The following is a 21,468-nucleotide window of genomic DNA, read 5'->3' as shown; positions in this document are numbered from 1 at the left end:
GCCCGCGGGCAGCCTGGAGCGTACCCGCAGACGTGCACCCGACCGAGAGACGTGCACCCGCGCCACCGGCACCAGGGGAGGGGCAGCTCATGTCGTCGCAGCGCGTGTACGCGAGCGAGCGGACGGCATCGGTGGCCGCCCCCGCCGGAGTGGTCTACGGACTGCTGGCCGACGCCGTGCGCTGGCCGCTGCTGCTCCCCGCCCATCTCCACGTGGAGCGGATGGACTTCGACGGGGTGCGCGAACGGCTGCGGGTCTGGGACCTGCCGGACGGCGAGCGGATCCGCGCCGGCCACGCCCGCCGGACCCTGGACCCGCGGGCCCGGACGATCGCCTTCGAGCAGGAGGACGCGGTCCGCCCCGGCGCCCCCACGACCGGCATCTGGACGGTGGTGGCCGAGAGCGCGACGGAGTCCTTGCTGACGCTGCGCCAGGAACACCGCCTCGACGGCCTGCCGGCCGACCGCAGCCCGCGGTTCCGCGCGGACCGCGCCCGGGAGACCGAGCTCCTGCTCGCCCAGGTCCGGGAGACCGCCGAGCAGTGGGAGCGGCTGGACGAACTGCTGCTGTCCTTCGAGGACAGCGTGCTGGTGCCCGGCCCCGCCGAGCTGGTCTACGACTTCCTGCACCGCATCGAGGACTGGCCGGAGCGGGTCCCGCACGTGGAGTGGGCCGAGGTGACCGAGGACCTGCCCGGGGTGCAGCTGGCCGTGGTGGACAGCAGCACCGGCCCGGGCGGGGCCACCGTCACCTCGCGGACGGCCCGGCTGTGCTTCCCGGCGGCCGAGCGGATCGTCTTCAAGGAGCTCCGTACGCCGGGACCGATCGCCGCACACAGCGGCGAATGGTCCCTGCTGCCGGAGGACGGCGGGGTGCGGGTCGTCTGCGCCCAGCGGGTGATGCTCCGCGAGGCGGACGCGGCGGAACTGCCGGGTGCGGGCGCCGGCCTCGCCGAGGCCCGCCGGCAGGTGCGGATGAGCCTGGGGCGCGCCGGTACCGAGGTGCTGAGGCTGGCCAAGTGGCATGCGCAGAGCGCTGTGCGCCGTCTGCGATGAGGACGAGAAGGAGGCCGTGGATGGCCCTGACCCGGACCGGTCCGCTCGAAGACCAAGACCGCTCCACAGCGTCCGCGGCGACCGCCCCGGCGGCCCCTCCCGCCCCGCCGCGGCCGCGGCTGACCGTGCTCGCGGATCCGTACGCGGCCGTCGCACCGAGGGCGGACGCGGCGCTGCGCTCCGTGCACCTGGAGGCGCTGCTGGCGGATCCCCGCGATGAGGCCAACCCGTACGGCTTCCAGGCCCTGGCGGCGGCACGCCGAGCCGGTAAGCCGGCACCCGCCCCGGCACCCGCCCCCGCGCCCGTCCCGGCCTCCGGGCCTGCGGCCGGCGGCGGGGCGGTGGAGGCGGAGGTGCCGGCCGAGGTGCTCGCCGAGGTGCTGGCGGCCGTGCGCGCCGAGGTGGTTCCGGTGGCGGCGGGCGGCAACTTCAGCACCGGCGACCAGCTGGTGCGGGTACTGCGCCCGCTGTTCCGCCGCGATGTGGTGTTCGGGCACGGCCACGTCCTGCGCGAACTGCACGCCGCCGCCGAACCGGGCTCCGCCCGGCAGCTGGCCACCCTGCTCGGCCCGGCCGCCCTGATCGCCGCCGCGGGCACCGTCCTGCGCGGCACCGTAAGGATCGTCGCCGAGGACACGGGCATGCGCCGCTGGCGGGCGCCCCTCGCCGTGGCCTTCGCCGACCTGCTGGCCTGCGACACCCTGGTGACGGTCGGCCTGCGCGCCACCGCGCTGCCCGAGGGCGGCGGACCCGCGGTCCGCGCGGCCGCCGGCTACGCCGTTCCCGTCGTACTGGCCGACGTACTCGACGAAGTCGGCCTGGTACTGGACGAATGCGGGCTCCCCGCGGCCACCGCGGAACGGCGGCTGCTCGCCGGAGTCCGCGCCGGGCTGCCGGCCGCCGGGGCGGACCGCACGGACGTGGCGGCCCGCCAAGCGGACCTGGTACGCGAACTGCCCGCACTGGCCGCCGCCTTCGGACAGCGGCGGGACCCGGCGGGCCCGCCGGCCGCGGCCGGCTCCGCGCTGTTCCGGCTGGACTCCGCCATGCCCGCCCGCAGCCTGCCGCCCGAACCGGGCAGCGACGACACGCTGGTGTCCGCCCTCACCGCCGCCCACGACCGCCTCACCCGCATCGCCGCCGCCGCGGACGTCGGCGGCGGGGAACCGGTCACCCCCGCGCTCACCCGGGTCACCGCCCGGCTGCTGAGCGAACAGCGGGCGCTGGCCCGGAAGGCCCGGCAGACCGGACCCGCCGACCCCGCCGACCCGGCCGTACGGGCGCTGGCCGACCGGCAGGCCCTGGTGCTGCTGGCCGCCGCCGTCCTCGGCGTGCAGGGCGCCGCCCACGACGGCCGGGACCCCGGCCGAGACCCGCGGGACGCCGCCCGCGACGGCCGGGACCCCGGCCGAGACCCGCGGGACGCCGCCCGCGACGGGCGGGGCGAGTTCCTCGCCGCACCGCACTGGGCCCTCCTCGCGGCCTCCCGGGTCACCGAACGGCTCGGCATCGCCCCGGACGGCCCGGGCGGCCCCGCAGCCGTCGAGGCCCGCGACCGGATGTGGGACGAGCTGGACACCCGGGACCGGTACGGCGTCGACTGCGACGTGTACGCCACCAGGGTGCTGTGGTGAGCGGGCACCGGCCCGGCGCACCGGGCGGCACGGCCGAGGCCGCCGGGGTGCTCGAAAACGCCCCGCTGCACGTCCACGGCCCCGACGGCCCCTGGGACGAGGTCGCCGAACGGCTCGACGACACCGGCCGGGTGGTGGTCTGCACGACCTGGGGGGAGTGGCTCACCGCGGCCCTGCTCGACCCCGGGCTGCGCCCGCTGCTCGGGCACGACTGGCCGCGCTACCGCCAGACCTCCGGGGCGGCCGGCCGGCTGCGGTTCGCCGTCTCCCGCTTCGTCATGAAGCACACCGCCGCCACCGCGCTCGGCGTACCCGTCGGCACCCTCGACCTGGGCTACCAGCCGGGCGGCAGGCCCGTCCTGCGCGGACTGACCGGGGATGCGGACATCAGCCTGACGCACACCGACGACCTGGTCGTGGTCGGGGTCAGCCGGACCGGCCCGATCGGCGTGGACGCCGAAACCGCCGACCGCCGGATCTCCTTCGACCTGCTCCACGAGCACGTGTGCACCGATGCCGAGGCGGCCTACCTGGCCGCCCTGCCCGAGCCCGAACGCGGGGCGAAGATGCTGCGGCTGTGGACCCTGAAGGAGGCCTACACCAAGGCACTGGGACACGGGCTGCGGCGCCGCTTCTCCGCTTTCGGATTCGCCTGCGACGGCACCGGACGGAACGTCCTCGCCCCCGGACCGGACATGGACCCGGAGCTCGCCGCCCAGGAGGGCTGGAGCTTCGCGACCCACGTGGTGGAGGACCGCTACCTGGTCAGCGAGGCCCACCGCCGGCTCCGCTGACCCACCCGCCGCCGATCCGCCGGCCCGCCCCCCGGGCGGATCGGCGGATCGGCGGATCCGGCACCAGACTTGCAGCGGACCGGCGGCGGACCGGGCGGCGGATCCGGCGGCGGACCGGCGCCCGCTCACAGGTGGTCGTTCAGCTGCTCGTCGATGTGGTCGAGGCACAGCTCGTACACGTCCTCCGCGTGCGTCTGCTGCCAGCCGCCCGGCACCGGCACCCCGGCCGGCCACAGCGCCCGGTGCCCCGTCCCGTCCGCCACCACCACGAACGTCCCGAACTCGTCGGCGAACGGGTCGTCGGCCCACGGGTCCTCCAGCACGTGCAGGCTGCCGTCCTCCGTCACCCGCGCGGCATGCCCGGTCCGCCACATCCGGGCGGTGCCCCGCGGCCCGGCGAGCGGATCCGGCAGGAACCGCTCCCCGGTCGCGGCCGGCAGCCCCGGATACCCCTGGGCCACCCCCACCCCCGCGATGTACAGCGCACCCACCGCCCCGGCGGCCACCGGCCGCATCGCCGCGTCCAGGACCAGCGCCCGGTAGCCGGGCACCGGCCGGGTCCGGCCGTCGGGCGTCTGCTCGACCAGCAGCCGCCCCTCCGGCCGGCCCACGCTCACCGTCAGCGGCACGTGCCGGGCCCGGGCCAGCGCGACCAGCACCTCGTCCGCGTGCCCCAGCACCACCGAAGCCCCCCGCTCCCGCAGCCAGCCCAGCACCTCGTGCGGGCGGCCGTACGCCAGGGAGGGCTCCGGCAGGTGCACCCGGCCGCCGGAGACCAGCGCACCCAGCAGCCCCAGCGCGGCCTCCGCGTCCGGATAGCCGTGCACCAGCCAGGCCGCGTCCGCCGCCCCGCCCAGGCTCGCCGCGGCGAGCGGCTCCCCGCCGATCGCCACCGTCGCGACGCTCGCGCGGGGGCTGCTCCCGGGGGAGCCCGCCGGTCCGGCGGTGGCCAGCACCACCGGACCGGCCGGGTCCAGCGGCCGCGTCCGGTCGGCCGGCCGTACCGGCCAACTGCTGCCCGCCGGCAGCAGATCGGCGGCCGCGTCCCGGACCAGCCGGACCACCCCGGGCACCGGCCCCAGCAGCCGGTCGGCGGCCTCGTCCAGCAGCAGTACGGCCGGCCGCGCGGCGCCGGACAGGCCGGCCGCCGGATCCACCGGCAGGCAGGCCGCACCCGCCTTGGCAATGGCCAGCGCGGCCACCGCGAACCCGGTCGGCGAGGCGATGGCGGTGGCCACCGCCGAGCCCGGCCCGGCCCGGTGCCCGATCAGGACATGGGCCAGCAGGTCGGAACGGGCGTCCAGTTCCGCGTAGTCCATGCCGCCGAGGGCCGGCGCATCCGGTGTACGGGCCACCTGCGCGGCGAACATTCCGGCCGCGCTCCGGGCCGGCGGCAGGACCACCGGCTCGCCGCTCCACAGGCTGCTGCCGGTCTCCGCCGTGCAGACCTCGGCCTCGCCGGGCAGCAGCCGCAGCCGGCTGAGCGCCAGGTGCGGGGCCTCGGCGGCCGCTTCGAGGACGGAGAGCAGCTGGCCGGTGAGCGAGGCGGCGGCCGCCTCGCCGATGCCCTCGTACTGGAACGCGGCACCGACCGAGATGCCCGCCGGAGCACCGGAGGCGCTGTGCCGCTCGGTCAGGGTCAAAGCCAGCGAGGCCATCGGCTGCGGCAGTTGCGGGGTTTCCGCCCGCACGCTCAGCCCGGCCGCCTCGAACACCCGGTCCGCCTCCTGCAGCACGCTCAGCGCGATGCCGCCGGGCAGGGCCAGGGCCGCGTCCCCGTTCCGGTAGGCCGCGAGGTCCGCCTCCCGGACCCGCCGCAGCAGCTCGGCGAACACCGGGTCGCCGGAGGTGTCCACGGACAGGGCGAGAACCCGCCCGTACGCTCCGACCGCGCCGCGCAGCGCCGCGTCGTCCCGGGCCGGCACCGGGGCGGCCAAGGTGATGCCGGGGCCCGAACCCAGGCGGGTGAGCAGCGCGGCGAGGGCGGCGTGCACCACCATGAAGAGGGTGGCGCCGTGTTCGGCGGCCAGCCGGGACAGAGCCGTGTGCAGACCGGCGTCCAGGTCGAGGTCGAGGCTCCCGAAGGAGTCGGCCTCGTAGCCGGCCGAACCGAACGCCCCGTACCCGTCGTACCCGTCGTACGCCCCGAATCCTGCGCGTCCGTCGTACGTTCCGAACGGGCCGGAGGAGCCGGGCGCGGAGGCCGGCTCGGCGCCGGGAGCCGGGGTGGGCTCCAGGTCCCCCCACATCGCCCGCGGCGCACCCTGCGGCACACCGCCCGCCCAGACCGGCGCGCTGCCGGCCACCCGCGCACCGTAGGCCAGGGCCAGGTCGGCGGCGAGCGGCGCGTGCGACCAGAGGTCGACCGTGTCGCCGGGCAGGGTGAGTTCGAGCAGGTGGTCGTCGGCGGCCAGGCCGCGCAGCCGGGTGCCGGCCGCGCCCAGCCGGCTGTTGCGCAGCGCCTCGTGGCGCCGTCCCAGATCCTCCAACGCCGCCTCCAGCGCCCGCGTCTGGAGCGGTCCGCGCAGCCGCAGCGGCAGCACCGCGCTCTGGCCGGTGGCCCGGCCGGGCCCGGTCGCGGCGGCCGGGCCGTCCCCGAGGAGCGCCGCGAACAGCGCCGGGGTCGGGGCCTCGTACACGGCGCGGCTGCCCGGGTCGGCGCCCAGCGTCTCCCGGACCCGGGCCAGCAGCCGGGCCGCGGACAGCGCGTGGCCGCCGAGGCCGAAGAAGTCGGCGTCCGCGTCGACCGCGCGCCGCGGCAGCCCGAGCACCTCGGCGAACAGATCGCGGACGATCTCCTGGACCGGGGTGCCCGGCTGCGCACCGGCCCGGCCGGCCACGATCCCGGCCACGATCCCGGCCGCGGGCTCGGTGGCGGTCCCGGCCGCGGGCTCGGCGGCAGGCCTGGCGACAGGCTCGGTGGCGGGCTTGGTCAGGGCCGTACGGTCGATCCGGCCGCCGGAGTCCAGCGGCAGCGCGTCCAGCACCGTCAGCGCGGCCGGGACCGGGTGGTCCGGCAGCCGCTCCCGCAGGTGGCGGCGGAGGAGCACGTCCAGACCGACGGTCTCCTCGAAGGCCGCGGGGTCGTTGGCCAGGTCCCCGGCGGCGGCTCCTGCCGCTTGGTACGCCGGCTCGTACACGGAGGTCAGCGGGCCGGCCGGGACCCGGTCCGGGTCGACCAGGACCAGGTCGAAGGCCTCGTGGCCGGCGGCCGACCAGGTCGGCAGGGCCCGGTAGCCGGCGGCCTCGGCGGCCGCGCACAGCTCCTCCGGGTCCTCGGCCGGCGTTGCCGCGCCGCCCTGACCGCCGCCGTCGAGGGCGAGCATCGCGGCGTACTCCCCGTACACGCGGCCGTTGGGGATCCCGGCGACCCGCAGCAGGGCCGGGCGCTCCTCCCGCAGACGGGCCGCCAGCCCGGGCAGGCCGGCCAGGTCCCGGCCCCAGTCCAGCCGGGGCGCCCGGGCCAGGTCGGCGGCCGGCTCGGCGGTGCCGAGGACCACGTCGTAGCGGTAGCGGGTCAGCTCGTCGTCGCCGCTGCCGCGCTTGATCCGCACGTCGACCGAGCGGATCGCCGGCAGCTCCCGGGCCAGTGCCGTGAACAGCTCCGGGGCGGTGAGCAGTTCGGTCTCCGCGGCCGCCCGCCGTGCCACGGCCCCGCGTACCTCGGCCGCCTCCGGGTCCGGCCCGGTCCGGGCCAGTTCGATGCCGGTGCGCAGGCAGCGGGCCAGGCCCAGGTGGCGAAGGTCGCCCAGCAGGATGGATCCGCCCGGCGCGAGCAGCTCCAAGGCGCGTTCCACGACGGTCCGCAGGTAGGCCGGGCCGGGGAAGTACTGCACCACCGAGTTGATGATCACGGTGTCGAAGTGCCGGGCGGGCAGCCCTGCCGTGTCGTGGGCCTCCCGGCAGCTCAGCCGCACCGTGTCGCGCAGCGCGGGGTCTTTCCGGGTCTGCTCGTGCAGCGCGTCGATGACGGAGGCGGAGAAGTCGGTGGCCCAGTACTCCTCGCATTCCGGGGCGGCGGCCAGCGGGGCCAGCAGCAGGCCGGTACCGGCGCCGATCTCCAGGATGCGGCGCTGCCCCAGCTCGCGGACCCGCCGCACCGTGGCGGAGCGCCAGTCCCGCAGCCGGTCCAGGGGGATCGGCTGCCCGTCGTAACTGCTGGTCCAGCCGGCGAAGTTGTGGCCGAGCGGGATGGCGGCCGCGTCGTCGTAGAGGGTGTCGTGGATCTCCTTCCACGCACCGATCCGCTCGGCGGTCCGGCAGGCCGAGTCGGCCGAGTCGGAGGGGCCGGCCGAGTCGGAGAGGCCGGTCGGGTCGGAGGGGCCGGTCGGGTCCGCGGTGACGGTGACCCGGGCGGCGGGCACCACATGGGCGACCAGCCGGCTTCCGTCCGCGGTGACGGCCGCTTCGGCCACGGCGGGGTGCCCGGCCAGGGCGGACTCGATCTCGCCGAGGTCGACGTCGGCGCCGGACAGCCGGATCCGGCGGTCCAGCCGACCGGTGAGCTCGAGCTCGCCGTCCTCGCGCAGCCGTACGAGGTCTCCGGTGCGCAGCAGCGGTCCGCCGCTGCCGGTGAAGCGGTCCTCGACGAAGCGCTGCGCGGCCGCCGCCGGCCGGCCGAGGTGGCCGGTGGCCAGGACCGGCCCGCCCAGCAGCAGTTCCCCGGTGCCGTCCGGGCCGGCCGGCGTGCCGTCGGCGCCGACGACCACGGCGAAGGTGTCGCCGAGCGGCCGCCCGACGGGAACGGTACGCGCGTCCTCGGCGGGTTCCCGTACCTCCTGCCAGAGGGCGGGGCCGGCCGTCTCGGGCCGCCCGTACACCTGGAGCAGCCGGCTCGGCGGGCCGGCCCGGAAGACCTCCCGCACCAGGGCCGGGTCGCAGGGCTCGCCGCCGAACATCAGGGTGCGCAGCGGGGCGAAGGCCGCGGGGCGTTCGCGGGCGGTCCGGTGGAACCGGGTGGTCGGCAGGAACAGCACCGTCATGCCCTGCTCGGCGACCGCCCGTTCGAGACTGGCCGGGTCGGTGACGGTTTCCAGGGGCAGGCCGGCCAGCCGCGCGCCCACGGCGAGGGAGGACCACACCTCGAAGGCGAGCGCGTCGGAGGCCGGGCCGGCCGCCTGGGCCACCACATCGTCGGAGGTCAGCCGGGCGGGGCCCGCGGACCGGACGAGGGCGAGCAGGGCACGGTGCGGGACCACCGCACCGATGGGGGAGCCGGATTCGTCGAAGGAGTAGTGGACGTACGCCGCTTCCTCCGCCCCGTACGCGGGGCAGCCGGCGGCGGTGGTCAGGTCGGTGGCGTCGGCGTAGGTATCGGCTTCGGCGTCGGCATCGACGGTGATGACGGTGGCGCCGAGGTCCGTGTAGTCCGCGGCCAGGTCCTCCGCGGTGACGACGGCGCGGGCGGAGCTGTCCCGCAGGATCAGCCGGCGTCGATCGGCGGGGTGGGCCGGGTCCAGGGTGACGTACGCCGCTCCGGTCCGCAGGATCGCGAGGAGGGCGGTCACCAGGTCGGGACCGGTCGGCAGTGCGGTCACCACCCGGTCTCCGGGGGCGACGCCCTGCGCCGTGAGGCGGGCTGCGAGCCGATGGGCCGCCCGGTTCAACTCCCCGTAACTGAGCGAGAGGTTGCCGCCGCCGGCCGCCGGGGCCGGGTAGGTGACGGCGGTCGCCTCGGGCCGCGCGAGTGCGTGCTGCTCGATGAGGCCTGAGAGTGACATCTGGACTCGCTCCTTCGGAGTGCGGGCTCGGGGCTCGGGGTGCGGGGCTCGGGCTGCGGGGCTGGTGGGTGCGGGGCTCGGGCGCCCGGGGCGGGTTACGGCCAGCCGATGTCGTTGGTGGAGTCCGCGACGGCCGGGTCGGCGCCCGGGACGGCGGGGGCGGTGGGCGGGGCGACCGGCCAGCCGATCTGCGGGGCGTCGTCGGCGGAGGCGACGCCGCCGGCGGTGAGGACGGCGGCACCGACGAGGGCGGCGGTGGCGACGATGCGGGCGATGTTCTTCATGGTGACCTCCGTGGCAACTGTGTGATCCGGCTTGGCAATTCCTCTGCCAAGAGATTGGCAACGCCCGCTCGGAATTTGCTCGTCATCCGATCGAGAACGACTCGAAGACCCCGTGAAGGCACCCGACGAATACTCCTCACGCCAGCTCTGACCTGCGAAAACATAAGCACCACAAGACCCCCGTACTTTCTTGCCAAGAGTTGCCAAGACCCCTTTCCGGGGCCGTGGGCCATTCCCCTGAACTCGAGTCCGGGTGGAGCGTGCATTGCCAACCTGGCACATCGCTTGGCAATGTATTGCCAAGCGCGTTGGCAATATCTGGTACAGCGTGCTGCCCCAACTACGAGGGGAGGCCCCTGAAATGAACGCGCACACGTCCCACCGGGAAGGAACGGCCCACCTGGACACCGCCGGCATGGGCCGGATGCCCGAAGCCGTGCGGAGCCTGCTCGCCGACTGCACCGTCCACGACGACCGCTTCGGGGCCTACGCGCTGGAGGAACACCTCGGCGAGGTCCTGCACACCGGGATCTACGACCGCCTGGGCGGGCTGCTCGGCGTCCCGGCCGCCGGCGTCTCCCTGTTCACCGGTGGGGCCGACGCCTTCGACGCCTTCGTCTCCGGCCTGCCCCTCGGCCCCGGGGACCGCATCTGGACCACCCCCCACGAGGGCGTCGACCACCTCACCGCCCTCTTCGCGCTGCGCGACCGCACCCGCTGCACCCTGGAGGTCGTCCCGCTGCGCGAGGACGGCGACCTGGACCTGGACTGGATGCGGAACCACCTCGACGAGGACGTCGCCCTGGTCTCCCTGGTGCACGTCTCCGCGGCCTGCGGCACCGTCAACCCGGTCGAAGCCGTCGGCCGGCTCCTCGCCCCCCACCGGGCCCGGTACGCGGTCGACGCCTCTCACTCGGTCGGCCTGCTGCCCGTCGACGCCGCCCGCATCGGCTGCGACCTGCTCACCGCCGACGGCTGGCGGTTCCTCCGCGGCCCGGACGGCATCGGCTTCGGCTACGCCGCCCCCGGCCTGGAACCCGCGCCGGGCGCACCCGAACCGCACCCGGCGGCCATTGCCGCCCTCGACGCCGCGCTCGCCGAGCACACCGCCGCGGGCGTCGACCCGTACGACAGCCTGCTGCCCGATCTGCGCAGCGCGGCCGAACAGACCCCCGGCATCGAACTGGTCGCCGCGGGCCCGGCACGGGCCGGCATCCTCTCCTTCCACCACCCGGACGTCCCCGCCGGGCTGATCCGCCGCGGGCTGGCCCGGCACGGTGTCCTCGTCCGCAAGTCGGTGTCCCAGGAGACGCCCCTGCACCCGGCCGGCCGGGACCTCACCACCGCCGTCACCGCCTCGGTCCACCACGACAACACCCCGGAGGACATCGCCCGCTTCGGGCACGCGCTGCAGCAGGTACTGCGCGAGGAGACCCGGATCCGCCTCCGGCCCCGCCCGCTGCTCGCGGCCGCGGCCTCCGGCGGCCCCCACCCGGCCGCCCCGGCCCCGGGCCGCCGACCCCACCTGTCCCTGGTGCCCCACCGGCCCTGAAGAGCGGTCCCGAAGACCGGCCCCGAAGACCGGTCCCGAGGACCGGTCCCGAGGACCGGCCCCGAGGACCGGCCCTGAAGATTCGCCCGAACTTCCACCGGATCCCGCCCACCCGCGACCCCGCCGCATGCCACCATCCCCCGATGGGGACACAGCCGATCACCGAGACCGCCGCACACCACAGAGCCACCCGGCCCAGCACCGTCCTGCTCCTGCTCTCGACGGTGCTCATGGGCCTGATGGCAGGCCTGTTCTTCGCCTTCGACGTCTCGGTGATGCCGGGGCTGGCCGAGACGGACGACCGTACGTACGTGACCGCGATGCAGCGGTTCAACGCGGCGATCGACGGCAACGGCCTGTTCGGCAGCGCCTTCGTGCTGGCCCTGCTGGCCTCGGCCGCCGCGGCCGCCGTCGAATTCCGGGCCGGCCGCCGCACGGTCGCCCTCTGGGCGGCCGCCGCGGCCGTGGCCTACCTGGTCGTGCTGCTGATCACCTTCACGGTGAACATCCCGCTGAACAACGACCTCGCCGACGCCGGGAACGCCGACCGGATGACGGACTTCTCCCTCGTCGACCGCTTCGAATCGACCTGGGTCACCACGAACATCATCCGCACCCTGCTCTGCACGGCGGCCCTGGCCTGCCTGGCCCGCGCCCTCCTCCTGTTCGGCCGCGCGACCGCACGCTGAACCGCGCGCTGGACAACGCGGCCGGACAGCGCCCTAACGCAGGATCAGCGCCCAGGCCAGGAAGCCCAGCGCCGCCGTGCACAGCACCGCGCGCCACGCGTTGGCACGCACCCAGCGGCCTTCGAAGGCCTGCCGGACCGCTGCGGCGGACGCGTCGTCCAGGCGGTCCGGCGGGCCGGCCTGCTCCAGGGCGTTGTTCAGCGGGATGTTCACCCGGGCGGTGACCGCCATCGCCAGGGCGTAGGTGACGAACGCCCCGATCAGCGGCGGCAGCAGGTCCCGGCCCTCGGACGGGACGTGCAGTCCCAGCGCCAGCCCGGTGAACAGCAGCGCTCCCAGGTAGCCGAGCAGGAACCAGCCGTTGAGGATCGCCACGTTGATGCGCTGCATCGTCTCGATCACGGTCCGGTCGCCGGACCGCTTGAGACCGGGCATCACGGAGACGGAGAACCCGTAGAAGAGGCCGCTCATCCAACCCGTGGTGATGACCGCGGCGATGAGCGACACCAGTCGTGCCGTGTCCACGGAGGTTCCCCCTGATCGTGGTCCCGTCAAGTCCGTCGATCATAGGTGCGGTGGTACGACCTGTCGCCCGCGATGCGCCGACAACTCCTCCGCTCGGCCCTCCCGAGCGGGCCCGGAGCCCCCCGGACGGGGCCGCGCCGCACGGTACCCTCCGGCTGGACCGGCACCACAGGCAACCGCTCGGGAGGATCAGACCGTGAAGGACCCGCAGGCCGTGCACGAGGCGACCGACAGGCTCGACGCGCTGCGCGCCGACACCGAGCGCCGCAACCCGGCCCAGCCGGAGTTCCATCAGGCGGTACGGGAGGTCCTCGACACCCTGGCCCCCGTCTTCGCCGCCCGCCCCGAACTCGCCGAGCCCGGACTGCTGGAACGCCTCGTCGAACCCGAGCGGCAGATCATCTTCCGGGTGCCCTGGCAGGACGACCGAGGCCGCGTCCACGTCAACCGCGGCTACCGCGTGGAGTTCAACAGCGCCCTCGGCCCGTACAAGGGAGGCCTGCGCTTTCACCCGTCCGTGGACATCGGTGTGGTGAAGTTCCTCGGCTTCGAGCAGATCTTCAAGAACGCCCTCACCGGCCTCGGCATCGGCGGCGGCAAGGGCGGCAGCGACTTCGACCCGCGCGGCCGCTCGGACGCCGAGGTCATGCGCTTCTGCCAGTCCTTCATGACCGAACTCCACCGGCACATCGGAGAGCACACCGACGTCCCGGCCGGCGACATCGGCGTCGGCGGCCGCGAGATCGGCTACCTCTTCGGCCAGTACCGGCGCATCACCAACCGCTGGGAGGCCGGGGTCCTCACCGGCAAGGGGCGCGGCTGGGGCGGCTCCGCGATCCGCCCGGAGGCCACCGGCTACGGCAGCGTGCTGTTCGCCGCCGAGATGCTCGACGTACGCGGCACCGCACTCGACGGGCAGACCGCCGTCGTCTCCGGCTCCGGCAACGTCGCCCTCCACACCATCGAGAAGCTCCAGCAGCTGGGCGCCAACCCGCTCACCGCCTCCGACTCGCAGGGCTACGTGGTCGACGACAAGGGCATCGACCTCGCCCTGCTGAGGCAGATCAAGGAGGTGGAGCGCGGCCGCATCTCCGAGTACGCGGCCCGCCGCGGCACCTCCGCCCGCTACGTCGAGGGCGGCCGCGTCTGGGAGGTCCCGGCGGACGTCGCCTTTCCCTCCGCCACGCAGAACGAACTCGGCGCGGACGACGCCCGTACGCTCATCCGCAACGGGGTCCGGGCCGTATCGGAGGGCGCCAACATGCCCACCACCCCCGAGGCGGTCCGCCTCCTCCAGGAAGCCGGAGTCGCCTTCGGCCCGGGCAAGGCGGCGAACGCCGGAGGCGTCGCCGTCAGCGCCCTGGAGATGAGCCAGAACGCGTCCCGCACCGCCTGGGCCCCGGAGCGCGTCGAGGAGGAACTGACCGCGATCATGCGGTCGATCCACGCCGTGTCGTACGAGACGGCCGAACGGTACGGGGCACCCGGCGACTACGTCACCGGAGCCAACATCGCCGGCTTCGAACGCGTCGCCGACGCGATGCTCGCCCAAGGAGTCATCTAGCCCCTGCCACGGGTGCCGCCCTGCCACGGGCGGCACCCGTGGACAGCCGACCCCCGCCTACCAGAGGAGTTGCCGACGTGCTCACCGCCCTCGAGGGGACGTTCGGCGACCGCGCGGACGCCGTCGGCGTCGCCGGCCGGACCTGCTCGTACGAGGAACTGCTCGGCGCCGCCCGGGCCGTGGCCGCCGAAGTCGCCGGCTCACCGGCCGTCGCGGTGACCGCGACGGCCTCGCTGGAGACCGTCGCCGCCGTCGTCGGCGGGCTGCTCGCCGGCGTGCCGGTGGTCCCCCTGCCGCCCGACGCCGGCCCCGCCGAACGGGAGCACATCCTCCGCGACTCCGGCGCCCACGAGTTCACCGTGGACTTCACCCGGCGCTCCGACCGGTCACCGGCCGGCCCGGCCCCCGCCCCCTCGGACCCGGCGCTGATCCTCTACACCTCCGGCACCACCGGGCCCCCCAAGGGCGTCGTGCTGACCGCCGCCGCCCTCGCCGCCGACCTGGACGCCCTCGCCGGGGCCTGGGACTGGACCGCCGCCGACACCCTGGTGCACGGGCTGCCGCTGTTCCACGTCCACGGACTGGTCCTCGGCGTCCTCGGCGCGCTCCGCACCGGCAGCCGCCTCGTCCACACCGGCCGCCCCACCCCCCAGACGTACGCCGAAGCGGCCCGCGGCGGCGGCACCCTCTACTTCGGCGTGCCGACCGTCTGGACCCGGATCGCCCGCGACCCGGCGGCCGCCGCCGCCCTCACCGGCGCCCGCCTCCTCGTCTCCGGCAGCGCCCCGCTCCCCACCCCCGTCTCCCACGACCTCGAACGGCTCACCGGCCACCGCCCCGTGGAGCGCTACGGCATGACCGAGACCCTGATCACGGTCAGCGGCCGCGCCGGCACCGCCCCCCGACCCGGCACCGTCGGCACCCCGCTCCCCGGCATCCGCACCCGCATCGCCGCCGAACCCGGCTCCGACATCGGCGAACTCCAGCTCACCGGCCCCACCCTGTTCGCCGGCTACCTGAACAACCCGGACGCCACCGCCGCCGCCTACACCGCCGACGGCTGGTTCCGTACGGGTGACATCGCGGCCATCGACCCGGCCGACGGGGTGCACCGCATCGTCGGCCGCGCCTCCATCGACCTGATCAAGTCCGGCGGCTACCGGATCGGCGCCGGCGAGATCGAGAACGCCCTCCTGGACCACCCCCGGGTCCAGGAGGCCGCCGTCGTCGGCGTCCCCGACGCCGACCTCGGCCAGCGCATCGTCGCGTTCGTCGTCGCCGAGGGGGTCACCGGCGAGGAACTCACCGAGTTCGTCGCCACCCGCCTCTCCGTCCACAAACGCCCCCGCGAGGTCCGCTTCCTGGACTCGCTGCCCCGCAACGCCATGGGCAAGCCGCAGAAGAAGCTGCTGCTCAGCCCGGAAGCAGACTGACCACCACTCACCCCGGGCATCCGGCAGGACCTCCGGCGCGGCCCTCAGGACAGGGTCTGCACCAGCTCGCTGCGCCCCGCCGTGTGCACGACCCGGCCCAGCGCCCCGTTCACGATCGGCAGGTACGGCGGGACGTGCCCGCACTCCACGTCCGCGATCAGCGGCACACCCAGCGACCCCAGCGCATCGAGCACCGCCTCGTCCTGGGACATCGACGCGGCGCCCGGCGCCGACGTACGGCCCACCAGAACGGCGTTGGCCGCGTCGAAGAACCCGGACAGCCGCATCCCGTGCAGCTTCCGGCAGATCTCGAGGGCGCCGTCCTCGCAGGCCTCCACGTACACGATCAGCCCCTCCGGGGCGTGCTCCCGGGCGAAGGCGGTGAGGTCCCCGTACCGGGAGCCCGCCACATTGCACACGGTCTCGGTGCAGCCGCCGAGGAACCGCCCCTCGACGTCCACCGGACCGTCCCCGTCCAGCCGCCGCCACCCGCCGGCCCCGTCCAGACGGAGCTCGTCCACCTCGGGGAAAGCCGCGTAGTCGTCCCAGCCCGAGGACCGGTGCCGGCCCGGCGGCAGCTGCGCGAACCGGCTGCCCGGCTCCAGCGCCACCACGTCCAGCCAGGACAACAGCCCTTCCGGCACCCGGTACGGAGTGTCCATCAGGTTGTTGCCGTGCAGCGTCGCCCACCCGGTGAGCACGGTCAGCGGGGTCATCAGCGTCGACATGTCCGAGAACCCGACCAGCCAGGTCGGCTCGGCGGCCCGCAGCCGCTCCCAGTCCAGCAGCGGCAGCAGGTCGATCGCGGTCTCACCGCCCCACGGCGGCACCACGGCCCGGATCGACGGATCGGTCAGCATCCGCATCAACTCCGCGGCCCGGTCGGCGGCCGGCGCGCTAACGTGCCCGCCGCCGTCCATGCACCGGCCGAGCTCCACCTCGTAACCGCGGGCCTCCACGGTCTTCACGGCGACGCCGATCCGGGCGCCCAGCGCCTCCGGGACGCCACTGGACGGGGAGGTGACGCCGACGCGGTCACCGGGACGCAAAGGACGCGGAAATCGAACGCTCATGCAGCCCAGCCTGGCACATCTTGCCGAACCCGCCCCGGAATTAGCAGAGTGGGCCCATGACACCCACCGAGCTGCTCCGGGCCTTCGCCCGCACCCGCGCTTCGCTCGACGGCAGCGAGGTCACCTACCACTGGACCGGGGACGTCTGGTCCTGGGCCCCGGCCGAGCCCTACCGGCGGCTCTTCGGATTCGAGGGCATCAACGTCTCCCGCCTGGTCGCGGACGGAAAGGGCGGGGAGGGCGGAGCGGAAGGAGCGGACGGCTATCGCCTGCTCTCCCGGGAGGCCGCCTTCTACCTCGACCCCGACAGCCGGGAGATCCTGCAGACCTGGCAGGACAAGAAGGTCCTCCACGTCTGGAACGACCCGGCCAACCTGAGGCTCCGGCCCTTCCCCATCCCCACCACCGACCTCGGCGACCAGGTTTGCTTCAGCCTGGAGATCCCGCTCGCCCACCCCTCGCCGCTGCCCGTCGCCGAGTTCCCGGCGAACTCGGCGGACGACACCTACCGGGCCCTGGAACTCTTCCAGTTCTTCGCCCCGGCCGACGTCCTCACCACCGACGAGCCCGGCGTCCCCGCCACCATGTCCTGGACCCGGATGTCCCCGTGGCTGCCCTGGATGGAGCAGGGTGCGCGCCCCGGCGGACTCACCTTCCACTGCCGGGGCCGCAAACTCCCCTCGTACGCGGACGTCCCCGACCGCACCCGGGCCTTCGTGGCGGCCCACCACCCGGAGTTCGCCCATGCCCCGGCGGCCTGGAGCGAACCGAACGAGACCAGCTGGACCTACTTCCGCAGGCTCGCCGGCTCCTGACGCTCCTCAGGCGCCCCGCACCGGCCGCGGCCCGGCGCCCGGAGCGTCCTCCAGGGTGACCTCGGAGACGAAGATCAGGCTGCCGTGCTGCTCCGCGGACACCCGCAGCCGGGCCCGGCCGCGTACGTCGTCGGGCAGCGGGGCGGCCTCCAGCACACAGGGCGCGTCGAGTTCGGCGTACCGGACGAAGACCGAATCCATGGCCACCGGTATCGCCGGACGGGGGTGGCTCATCGCCAGCGCGGCCTGCCGGACCGCTTCGAGCAGCAGCATCCCGGGGGCGTGGTCCACCGGGTGGTCGAAGAGGATCGGGTGCGCGGTGTCGGTGCGCAGCTGCCAGCGGGTCGAGCTGTCGGTGGGGGAGAGCACCACGTCCGCGAAGCTCTCCCGGCCCACCCGGCACGGCGGGGCCGGCGGGGCCAGCGGCAGGGCACCCGCGGTGGCGGCGGCCACATCGGCGTACGGGCCGCGCAGCCGCCGGTAGACGGCCGGGTCCTGGATGGTGAACCGGGTCCGGGCGGTGCCCAGCAGCGCCCCGTCGCGGACCGCCTCCACCTCCATGGCGATCGCGGCGGCACGGTCCTTGCGGTACTGGACCTCGTGGCAGAAGATGCGCAGCTCCACCTCGGCTCCGGCACCCGGTTCCGTGCAGTGCAGCGACCGCGGGGACAGCTCCCAGGCGAAGGTCTGCCAGAGCAGGTGGTGACCGAACGGCACCCCGTACGCGGCGTGTGAGAGGAACGGCAGGGTCTGCCGGACGGTTTCGCCCAGCAGCAGCGGATCGTGCAGGCCGTCCAGGGTGCGGTAGAAACCGTGCGATCCGGGCCAACTCGCCGTCACCGCGAACGTGTCGGGGCCGATCCGCCGCCAGGTGCGGAGCAGGGCTTCGGCCGCGTCCGTCTTGTGGGTGTACCTGGCCGGCACGGGCGCGGCCTGTGCGCCGGCGGATGTGGACCCGGGTATGGACGTGGGTGTGGGCATGCGGAACTTCCCCCTGATCGAAAGCTGGTGCGGTGGGGCACTTCCGACTTAAAATAAAGGTCATTCTTTTTATTTGTCGAGCGAGACAGGGGTCACGCCTCCATGGCAGCACTGCCACGACTCAAGCAGGAACGGGCCCTGCGCACCCGCCAGGCACTGTTGCGGGCCGCAGCGGAGGTGTTCGACGAACACGGCTTCTCCGGGGCGAGCATCAACAAGATCCTCGAGCGGGCGGGTGTCACCGCGGGGGCGGTGTACTTCCACTTCAAGTCGAAGGAGGGACTGGCCCGCGCGGTCATCCTGGAGCAGGCGGGCGACCTGCACTTCCCGGCCGGGCAGGGCGGCCTCGGGCACCTGGTGGACATGACCCAGTACCTGGCGGTCGAGATGCAGCACAACGTGCTGCTGCGGGCCGGGGTGAAACTCGCCGTCGAGCAGGGCGAGTCGGGCCTGCAGGAGTTCACCATCTACGAATGGTGGATCGACCGGTTCCGCCAGGAGCTCACCGTCGCACGGGAGCGGGGCCAGCTGCTGCCCGACGTCGACGAGGAGGAGTTCGCCCGGGTGCTGGTCGGCGCGTACACCGGAACCCAGGTCATGTCCCGGATCTCCGCCGGCCACGCGGACCTCCCCGAACGCATCGCGGTGATGTGGCGCTACCTGCTGCCGGGCATCGCCACCCCCGAGGCCCGCGCCGAGCTGGGGTCGCGGTGAAGCGGTCAGGCGGGTACACGGTCCTGCTCACCGGGGCGACGGGGTTCGTCGGCTCGGCAGTACTGAACACCCTGCGCCACTCCGGACCGTCCGCCGAACCGTCCGCGTCCGCCGAACGGACCGTCCGCCCCGTGATCATCCGCGCCCTGGCCCGCAAACCACCGCAGCCGGACAAGGCCGAAACGGCGACCGCGAACCTCGAATGGACCACCGCGGACCTCACCGACCCCGCCTCCCTGCACGGCGTCGCCGAAGGCGCCGACGCCCTGGTCCACCTCGCCGCCCGCATCGACGGGGACGAGGACCAGTGCGCCGCGGTCAACGTGCACGGCACCCGGGCGCTCATGGACGAAGCACGGCGGGCGGGGGTCGGGCGGATCGTCCACCTCTCCACCACGGCCGTCTACGGGCCCGGACCCCACCGTGGGATCGAGGTCGACGGAACGGTGCCCGCACCGGTCTCCCCGGCCAGCCGGTCCCGGCTGGCCGGGGAGCAGCCCGCCCTGGACGCCGGCGCCGTGGTGCTGCGGGCCGGCCTGATCCTGGGCGCCGGCGACCGCTGGGTGGTGCCCGCACTGGCCGAACTGCGGGAGCGGGTACCGGGCGGCTGGGACGGCGGGACCGGACTGCTGTCCGTCGTCGACGTGTCCGACCTCGCCCGGCTGATCACCGCCCTGGCCCTACGGCCCCAGGCCGCCGAATCCGGGGTCCACCACGCCGCCCACCCGGAACCGGTGCCCTCCGGCGCACTGCTGGCGGAGCTCACCGCGCTGGGCGTGCTGCCACCCGTGCCGGGGGAGGACTGGCCGTGGGAGGAGTGCCTGCGGCGGCTGCGGGAGAACCCGGGCCGGATGAGCGAGCGCCAGTTCGCGCTGCTGGCCCGGGACCACTGGTACCGCAGCGAGGACATCTGGCGCATCGCCGACTGCCCCCCGGGCCCGGGCCCACTGGCCCGGCTGGCCACCGCCGCCCCCTGGTACCGACAACACCTTCGGTGATCGGTTGACACGGCGCGGACCAGCAAGTTCCCCTGCTCCGATGACGAACGATCTCCACATCGAAAAGGTCCACGCCGGAACCGAGCACACCCTGCTGGACTGGCAGTACGTCCACAACCTGATCATCCCCGCGGACCCGCTGTCCCTCGAGGACGTCCGCGAACGGTCCGGCCGCAACCACCTGGAGGTCGCCTACCTCGGCGACACCCTGGTGGGCTGCTCCACGGTCCGCCCGCCCGCCGAAGACCCCGCGACCGCCACCGTGATCGCCCGCATCCTCCCCGACCACCGCGGCCGGGGCCTCGGCACGAAGCTGTACGAGCACAACCTGGCCAAGGCCCGCGAGCTGGGCGCCACCACCGTCGAGACCGTCGTCCTCGGCTCCAACCCGGAGGGGCTGCGCTTCGCCGCCGCCCACGGCTTCGTCGAGACCGAGCGGTACTTCCTCGAAGAGGGGGACACCGTGCCCTGGTACACCCTCAGCCGGGCCGTCTAGTCAGTCCGGGCAGGTACGTTCACGGCATGGATCACACGGCTGGCGTCCCCAGAACCGATCACCGCGCCCTGATAGCAGCGTCCGTCACCGTCGCGCTGTGGGCCTCCGCATTCGTCTCCATCCGGGCCTCGGCGGAGCACTTCGGCCCCGGCGCACTCGCCCTCGGACGCCTGCTGACCGCCTCCCTCGCCCTCGGCTCCGTCCTCCTGATCAAGCGGGTTCCGCTGCCACCCCGCAAGGCCTGGCCGGGCATCCTGGCCTCCGGGATGCTGTGGTTCGGGCTGTACATGGTGGCCCTGAACTGGGGCGAGCAGGAGGTGGACGCCGGCACCGCCGCCATGATCGTGAACATCGGCCCGATCGTGATCGCCCTGCTGAGCGGCTGGCTGCTGAAGGAGGGGTTCCCGCCCGCCCTGCTCGCCGGGATGGGCGTCTCCTTCGCCGGTGCGGCCGTGGTCGGCCTGTCCACGTCGAAGGGCGGAGCCTCCTCCGTCACCGGCGTACTGCTGTGCCTGCTCGCCGCCCTCGCCTACGGCGCCGGCGTGGTCTCACAGAAGCCCGCACTCCGGTACGCCAGCCCCCTCCAGGTCACCACCTACGGCTGCTTCGTCGGCACCGCCGTCACCCTGCCCTTCGCCGGACAGCTGCTCACCGAGCTGCCGGAGGCACCCCTGACGGCCACTCTGAACATGCTCTACCTGGGCCTGTTCCCCACCGCCCTCGCCTTCACGACCTGGACGTACGCGCTGTCGCGGACCACCGCCGGGAAGATGGGCGCGACCACCTACGCGGTGCCCGCCGCGGTGGTCCTCATCGCCTGGGCCACCCTCGGCGAGGTCCCCGGCGCGCTCACCCTGCTCGGCGGCGCCATCTGCCTGGCCGGCGTAGCCGTCTCCCGCCGCCGCAACACCCCGCCGCCCCACCCGCACCCCACCAACCCAACACCCACCCAGCACACCCCCTGACCCGCCACCCTGGCACCCCACCACACCACCCCCGCTCCGACCACCCGCCCAACCCGGCCCCGCTCCGGCCACCCGCCCGCCCCGGCCAACCCACCCGGTCACCCGCCCAACCCACCCGGCCAACCCACCCGGTCACCCGCCCAACCCACCCGGCCAACCCACCCGGTCACCCGCCC

At 74.7% G+C, this 21,468-nt stretch carries 17 protein-coding genes; 12 read left to right on the top strand and 5 right to left on the bottom strand.

The window, feature by feature from the left end:
- Nucleotides 1-89 precede the first annotated feature (89 nt).
- Genes AB0447_RS33950 through AB0447_RS33940 form a run of 3 tightly spaced genes read left to right on the top strand, consistent with a single transcriptional unit; the run spans nt 90 to nt 3,483 of the window.
- Nucleotides 90-1,055 carry an SRPBCC family protein gene (locus AB0447_RS33950; RefSeq protein WP_366480774.1) on the top strand — a complete coding sequence of 322 codons (966 nt, stop codon included), beginning with the start codon at nt 90-92 and terminating at the stop codon, nt 1,053-1,055.
- Nucleotides 1,056-1,075: 20 nt separating this feature from the next.
- The gene (locus tag AB0447_RS33945; protein ID WP_366480773.1) at nt 1,076-2,689 is read left to right on the top strand and encodes a hypothetical protein; all 1,614 of its coding nucleotides are present in this window, start codon (nt 1,076-1,078) and stop codon (nt 2,687-2,689) included.
- Nucleotides 2,686-3,483 (top strand): 4'-phosphopantetheinyl transferase superfamily protein, encoded by a 798-nt coding sequence (locus AB0447_RS33940; RefSeq protein WP_366480772.1) that lies wholly within the window; start codon nt 2,686-2,688, stop codon nt 3,481-3,483. Before AB0447_RS33945 ends, AB0447_RS33940 begins: the two co-directional genes overlap by 4 nt.
- Before the next feature lie 125 nt (nt 3,484-3,608).
- Here the strand turns inward: AB0447_RS33940 and AB0447_RS33935 are convergent, their stop codons facing one another.
- Nucleotides 3,609-9,203, bottom strand: coding sequence for an AMP-binding protein (locus AB0447_RS33935; RefSeq protein ID WP_366480771.1), 5,595 nt, complete (start codon nt 9,201-9,203; stop codon nt 3,609-3,611).
- A gap of 95 nt (nt 9,204-9,298) precedes the next feature.
- Nucleotides 9,299-9,487, bottom strand: coding sequence for a hypothetical protein (locus tag AB0447_RS33930; RefSeq protein ID WP_366480770.1), 189 nt, complete (start codon nt 9,485-9,487; stop codon nt 9,299-9,301).
- A gap of 361 nt (nt 9,488-9,848) precedes the next feature.
- Here AB0447_RS33930 and AB0447_RS33925 point away from each other — a divergent pair, with 361 nt between their 5' ends.
- Entirely contained in the window at nt 9,849-11,039 is a 1,191-nt protein-coding gene (locus AB0447_RS33925; RefSeq protein WP_366480769.1) for an aminotransferase class V-fold PLP-dependent enzyme, read from the top strand.
- Nucleotides 11,040-11,182: 143 nt separating this feature from the next.
- Complete coding sequence (locus AB0447_RS33920) at nt 11,183-11,728, top strand: DUF1772 domain-containing protein (protein ID WP_366480768.1); 546 nt, start codon at nt 11,183-11,185, stop codon at nt 11,726-11,728.
- A gap of 33 nt (nt 11,729-11,761) precedes the next feature.
- On the opposite strand, the gene AB0447_RS33915 is transcribed toward AB0447_RS33920, so the two are convergent.
- Nucleotides 11,762-12,253 carry an anthrone oxygenase family protein gene (locus AB0447_RS33915; RefSeq protein WP_366480767.1) on the bottom strand — a complete coding sequence of 164 codons (492 nt, stop codon included), beginning with the start codon at nt 12,251-12,253 and terminating at the stop codon, nt 11,762-11,764.
- A gap of 214 nt (nt 12,254-12,467) precedes the next feature.
- On the opposite strand from AB0447_RS33915, the gene gdhA reads away from it, so the two are divergent.
- Nucleotides 12,468-13,817 carry an NADP-specific glutamate dehydrogenase gene (gene gdhA, locus AB0447_RS33910; protein WP_366480783.1) on the top strand — a complete coding sequence of 450 codons (1,350 nt, stop codon included), beginning with the start codon at nt 12,468-12,470 and terminating at the stop codon, nt 13,815-13,817.
- A 77-nt stretch (nt 13,818-13,894) separates the two neighbouring features.
- Nucleotides 13,895-15,250 (top strand): AMP-binding protein, encoded by a 1,356-nt coding sequence (locus tag AB0447_RS33905; protein ID WP_366480766.1) that lies wholly within the window; start codon nt 13,895-13,897, stop codon nt 15,248-15,250.
- A gap of 44 nt (nt 15,251-15,294) precedes the next feature.
- Here the strand turns inward: AB0447_RS33905 and AB0447_RS33900 are convergent, their stop codons facing one another.
- The gene (locus tag AB0447_RS33900; protein ID WP_366480765.1) at nt 15,295-16,323 is read right to left on the bottom strand and encodes a S66 peptidase family protein; all 1,029 of its coding nucleotides are present in this window, start codon (nt 16,321-16,323) and stop codon (nt 15,295-15,297) included.
- Between the two features lie 56 nt (nt 16,324-16,379).
- On the opposite strand from AB0447_RS33900, the gene AB0447_RS33895 reads away from it, so the two are divergent.
- A complete protein-coding gene (locus tag AB0447_RS33895) occupies nt 16,380-17,138 on the top strand; it encodes a DUF1838 family protein (RefSeq protein ID WP_366480764.1) in 759 nt (252 codons plus the stop codon).
- A gap of 6 nt (nt 17,139-17,144) precedes the next feature.
- Here the strand turns inward: AB0447_RS33895 and AB0447_RS33890 are convergent, their stop codons facing one another.
- Nucleotides 17,145-18,119, bottom strand: coding sequence for a ScbA/BarX family gamma-butyrolactone biosynthesis protein (locus tag AB0447_RS33890; RefSeq protein WP_366480763.1), 975 nt, complete (start codon nt 18,117-18,119; stop codon nt 17,145-17,147).
- Nucleotides 18,120-18,221: 102 nt separating this feature from the next.
- On the opposite strand from AB0447_RS33890, the gene AB0447_RS33885 reads away from it, so the two are divergent.
- Genes AB0447_RS33885 through AB0447_RS33870 form a run of 4 tightly spaced genes read left to right on the top strand, consistent with a single transcriptional unit; the run spans nt 18,222 to nt 21,292 of the window.
- Nucleotides 18,222-18,833, top strand: a complete 612-nt coding sequence (locus AB0447_RS33885) for a ScbR family autoregulator-binding transcription factor (protein ID WP_366480762.1) — start codon at nt 18,222-18,224, stop codon at nt 18,831-18,833.
- Nucleotides 18,830-19,831, top strand: coding sequence for an NAD-dependent epimerase/dehydratase family protein (locus AB0447_RS33880; RefSeq protein WP_366480761.1), 1,002 nt, complete (start codon nt 18,830-18,832; stop codon nt 19,829-19,831). The genes AB0447_RS33885 and AB0447_RS33880 overlap by 4 nt, the downstream gene beginning before the upstream one ends.
- 40 nt (nt 19,832-19,871) lie before the next feature.
- Complete coding sequence (locus AB0447_RS33875) at nt 19,872-20,327, top strand: GNAT family N-acetyltransferase (RefSeq protein WP_366480760.1); 456 nt, start codon at nt 19,872-19,874, stop codon at nt 20,325-20,327.
- 26 nt (nt 20,328-20,353) lie between these two features.
- Nucleotides 20,354-21,292: a DMT family transporter gene (locus AB0447_RS33870; RefSeq protein ID WP_366480759.1), complete on the top strand. Its 939-nt coding sequence runs from the start codon at nt 20,354-20,356 to the stop codon at nt 21,290-21,292.
- Nucleotides 21,293-21,468 lie beyond the last annotated feature (176 nt).

The sequence above is a fragment of the Streptomyces sp. NPDC051211 genome (assembly GCF_040689505.1).
Lineage (GTDB): Bacteria > Actinomycetota > Actinomycetes > Streptomycetales > Streptomycetaceae > Streptomyces.
Note: the sequence above shows the minus strand (reverse complement) of the source record. Positions and strands in the feature narration are given on the sequence as shown.